The organism is Microbacterium sp., from assembly GCF_036566905.1.
Taxonomy (GTDB): domain Bacteria; phylum Actinomycetota; class Actinomycetes; order Actinomycetales; family Microbacteriaceae; genus Microbacterium.
The window spans coordinates 1-3924 of the sequence record NZ_DATCVK010000032.1; the positions used below are offsets into that span (position 1 = coordinate 1).

The window sequence follows — 3924 nt, forward strand, 5'->3', positions numbered from 1 at the left end:
CGAGGAGTTGCACTTCCCGCGTGCTGCAGAAGCCCTCGGCATCCCGCTCGCTTCGCTCTACACGTCGATCGAGAAGCTCGAAGCCGAGGTCGGGCACCCGCTCTTCACCCGGCAGGGCGACACCCAGCTGACCAAGGTCGGCGTCCTCCTCCTCGACGAGGCCAGGGCGGAGATCGCTGCGGCGCCCGCTCCCGAGGCGAAGCCCGTGGTGAAGGCCGGCGGCAAGGCGAAGGCCTCGAAGGGCAAGGGCCGCGCCCCCGTCGTGAAGGGCAAGCCGAAGCCGTACAAGAAGCGTCAGGGTCGCTGACGGCGGCGGGCCGCGGCACCCTGCACTTGGAGCGCGATGCTGAGGCGTTCAGCTCGTCCAGTCACGCCTCAGCAGTCCGTACACCCAGCTGTCGGACACGTCGCCGTTGACGATGCAGTCCTCGCGCAGGGTGCCCTCGCGCACGAAGCCGAGCTTCTCGAGCACTCGGGCCGACGCCAGGTTGCGGGTATCGGTTTCGGACTGGACCCGGTTCAGATCGATCGTGTCGAAAGCCCACCCGAGCAGTGCCCGGGCTGCCTCCGTCGCGTAGCCGTGGCCCCATGCCTCCCTGTTGAGGCAGTACCCCAGGGAGGCGCTTCGAAAGTCGGGGTTCCAGCTGTTGAAGGTGCACCAGCCGACGAAGGCCTGGTCGGCGCCGCGCTCGATCGCGACGCGCGCACCACTGCCCTCCTCCGCCATCCGCCGGCATCCGTCCATGAATCGTCCGACCGAGGCCCGGTCGACCCACGGCGGAGAGTCCCAATAGCGAAGCACGTCAGCGTCGCTCTGCAACTCGAAGAGGGCATCGGCGTCGTCGTCGGTGAACGGACGGAGTCGCAGGCGCTCGGTGTGCAGGATCGGGGTCGGCAGGGTCACCAGGTCATCCTCGCAGAAGCGCCGCGCGGAAGGCCACGATGCACCGCGCAGGCGTGCGTTCGTCTCGGTAGGGTGGCGCCATGACCGTCAAGATGGACAATGTCGGCATCGTCGTCGAAGATCTCGCCGCGGCGATCGAGTTCTTCCGGGAGCTCGGGCTCGAGCTCGAAGGTCAGGCCGTCGTCGAGGGCGAGTGGGCCGGACGTGTCACCGGCCTGGGCCATCAGCGCGTCGAGATCGCGATGATGCGCACGCCCGACGGCCACAGCCGCATCGAACTCTCGCGCTTCCTCGAACCGTCGGTCGTCGCCGATCATCGGAACGCCCCGGTCAACGCCCTGGGCTACCTGCGCGTCATGTTCGCCGTCGACGATCTCGATGCGACCCTCAGCCGCCTGCGCGAGCACGGCGTGGAACTCGTCAGCACCGAAGTCGTGCGTTACGAAGACGTATACCGGCTCTGCTACGTGCGCGGGCCCGAGGGCATCCTCATCGGTCTCGCCGAGGAGCTCGGCTGAGCCGACGACGGATGCGCCGCGTCACGACGGGATGTCGAGCCTGATCGGCTGGCCCTCGCTCGGGCCGCCGCACTGCTCGCTCCCGCCCACGCGCTCCCACTCGACGGTGACCTCGCGCTCGGCGAGCACCTCACCGGTCGCCGCGACGGCACGAATGGTGAGCGAGTCCGGCGACCGCGTGGGGAAGGAGATCCGCCAGGTGCCTTCGTCGATGCGCTCAGTGGAGAACAGCAGCGCGCCATCGGCGGGTGCGCTCGAGGGCGTCGCGGATGCATCCGGCACCGCCGTCATCACCTGCAGCGGTTCATCGCTCGCCGGCAGAAGCGGAACCGACGAAGCGCAGACGCCGTCGGTGCACACCTCGACCGCGACCACCGCGCCCGCATTCCCGTCGAGTTCGACATTGACCGCATCGATCCACCCGATGGTGGTGCACGCCCAAGAGCAGCCCGACACCGTCGAGCTCAGGACCGCCACAGCAGCAAGGCCGAGCAGGCGAAGTCTCCTCATGCCGGCCAACAGTATCGCTGACGGAGCAGGGTCACAGGTTGAGCGGCCCGGGCTCAGCCGAACCGGATGCCGCGGTCCAGCATGAACGGGACGGGATCGACCTGCGTGCCGTTCTCGTACACCTCGAAGTGGAGATGGCATCCGGTCGCCGCCCCGGTCGCGCCGGACCACGCGATCTGCTGGCCGGGGAGCACCCATTGGCCGACGCTCACAAGGATTCCCCCGTTGGCGATATGGGCATACCCCGTGTGCGTGGCCGCGCCGTGGTTGATCTTCACCCAATTGCCGTACGTTCCGAGCCAGCCGGCACTGACGACCTGGCCGCCGGCCGCCGCATAGATCGGCGCGTTGCATCCGGTGCCGAGGTCGACACCCCGGTGGAAGGACTGCGTGCATCCGCCCGGAGTGCAGATGGGCTCGCGCGGGCCGAAGACATCGGTGATCCGTCCGGTGGCCGGCTTCATCCACGCTGCACAGACGGCATCTCGTGCCACGGAATCACTGAGGGCGGCCGGACCACCGAGAAGCACGCGTGCAGTCGGAGCCAGCGCGCCGATCGCGCTGGAGACCGGCTGCGGCACGCACCACTTCTGCGCCACGTAGAGGGGCCCACCGATCGCGCCGGCGAGGGCGGCACCCGGCAGCGCGTCAGCGAAGCCCTCGCCGTTCGCGATGAACGCAGCGCTCACTGGAGCGCTCGCACCGAACACCGCCGCGTTGATCGCCACAGCAGTGAGGTACCGATCAGCCCCCTGATGACGAAGCACGGTGAATCCGGCCCAGGACAACTGCTGGGCGACCTGATCGCTGACGGCGCCGGATCCGCCTGCGATGCGAACCGTCCAGACGCCCAGCTCGTACATCGCCGTGATCGTGCTCGGTCGCACCGATTGCCCGTCGACGAGGAAGACCGGCGCGCCGAGCGACCCGGCCGCCGCAGAGGCGGCGAGTGCGTCGGGGAAATCGTTGCCGGTCGCGATGAATGCCTGCGCTGCCCCGGTGAACGCGTCGGCGATCAGCGCTTCACCGCTCTCGTAGCGATCGGCACCCCCCACCCGGCTGATGGCAGGCGCCAACGTCGCGAGTTCGTCGTAGACGACAGAGCCGATCACGGCCTCACCACCGACGACGACGATCCGGCCGGGTGCGAGGCGCACGACCTCGTTTCGCACGACGGTCGGAAGACCGCCGCTGTGCGTCAGCAACAGCGGCCCGCCGAGATGCGCCGCCGGCGCTGCCGCACTCAACGCATCGGGGAAGTCGGCCCCGGTCGCCACGTACATCACTGGCACGTTCGGGGCGAACCGCTGCGAGATCGCGACCGACGTGGAGAATCGGTCGACGCCCGCGAGCCGGTGCACGCCCGGACCGAACGGTGTGACCGACGTCAGCGCGAACGGACTGAGCGCTTGCGGAGCGTCGTCAGGCGCGGCCGGTACGGGAGTGGACGACCCGAGCTCATCGGTCGGCGTCGGCGATGGGACCACCGGGGTGGGCGTCACGTCACCGGGTGACGGTTCCGCAGTAGCCGGCGCCTCCTCATCAGGCTCTTGAGGACTCGGGGCCTCGGACGAGGGCAGCGGGTCGGTCGTCGCGGGAGGATCGCCCTGCGGCTCAGCCGCCCCTTCCGCCCATGCCGGACTGGATCCGAACCCGATGATGACGGCCGCGGCGATCGCGACGGCCCACCCCTGATGCTTGCGACGCACAGCGTGCCCCCTCCCCCATGCGAACGGCGGATTCCTGCCGAGGGCATCCTCGGCCCGACATTCGCACTTCGCAGTGTACGGGTGGAGCGCGGGCGGCGCAGGGCTACACGTTGAAGCGGAACTCCACGACGTCGCCGTCCTGCATGACGTAGTCCTTGCCCTCCATGCGGGCCTTGCCCTTCGCGCGGGCCTCGGCGACCGAGCCGGTCTCGACGAGGTCGGCGAAGGAGATGACCTCGGCCTTGATGAAGCCGCGCTCGAAGTCGGTGTGGATCACGCCGGC

Annotated in this window: 6 protein-coding genes; 2 read left to right on the forward strand and 4 right to left on the reverse strand. The window is 69.2% G+C overall.

Annotation, left to right across the window (positions count from 1 at the left end):
* Positions 1–307: helix-turn-helix domain-containing protein (locus VIP82_RS03230; protein ID WP_331905848.1), on the forward strand; the 307-nt coding region annotated here is incomplete at its 5' end.
* A gap of 48 nt (positions 308–355) precedes the next feature.
* On the opposite strand, the gene VIP82_RS03235 is transcribed toward VIP82_RS03230, so the two are convergent.
* Entirely contained in the window at positions 356–904 is a 549-nt protein-coding gene (locus tag VIP82_RS03235; protein WP_331905849.1) for a GNAT family N-acetyltransferase, read from the reverse strand.
* An 80-nt stretch (positions 905–984) separates the two neighbouring features.
* Between VIP82_RS03235 and VIP82_RS03240 the strand changes: the two genes are divergently transcribed.
* Complete coding sequence (locus VIP82_RS03240; RefSeq protein ID WP_331905850.1) at positions 985–1422, forward strand: VOC family protein; 438 nt, start codon at positions 985–987, stop codon at positions 1420–1422.
* A gap of 21 nt (positions 1423–1443) precedes the next feature.
* Here the strand turns inward: VIP82_RS03240 and VIP82_RS03245 are convergent, their stop codons facing one another.
* The 3 genes from VIP82_RS03245 to VIP82_RS03255 all read right to left on the reverse strand — a co-directional run.
* Positions 1444–1932, reverse strand: a complete 489-nt coding sequence (locus tag VIP82_RS03245) for a hypothetical protein (RefSeq protein WP_331905851.1) — start codon at positions 1930–1932, stop codon at positions 1444–1446.
* A 53-nt stretch (positions 1933–1985) separates the two neighbouring features.
* A complete protein-coding gene (locus VIP82_RS03250; protein WP_331905852.1) occupies positions 1986–3641 on the reverse strand; it encodes a cell wall-binding repeat-containing protein in 1656 nt (551 codons plus the stop codon).
* 103 nt (positions 3642–3744) lie between these two features.
* Positions 3745–3924 (reverse strand): DUF933 domain-containing protein (locus VIP82_RS03255; RefSeq protein WP_331905853.1); only part of this gene is annotated, 180 nt, incomplete at its 5' end.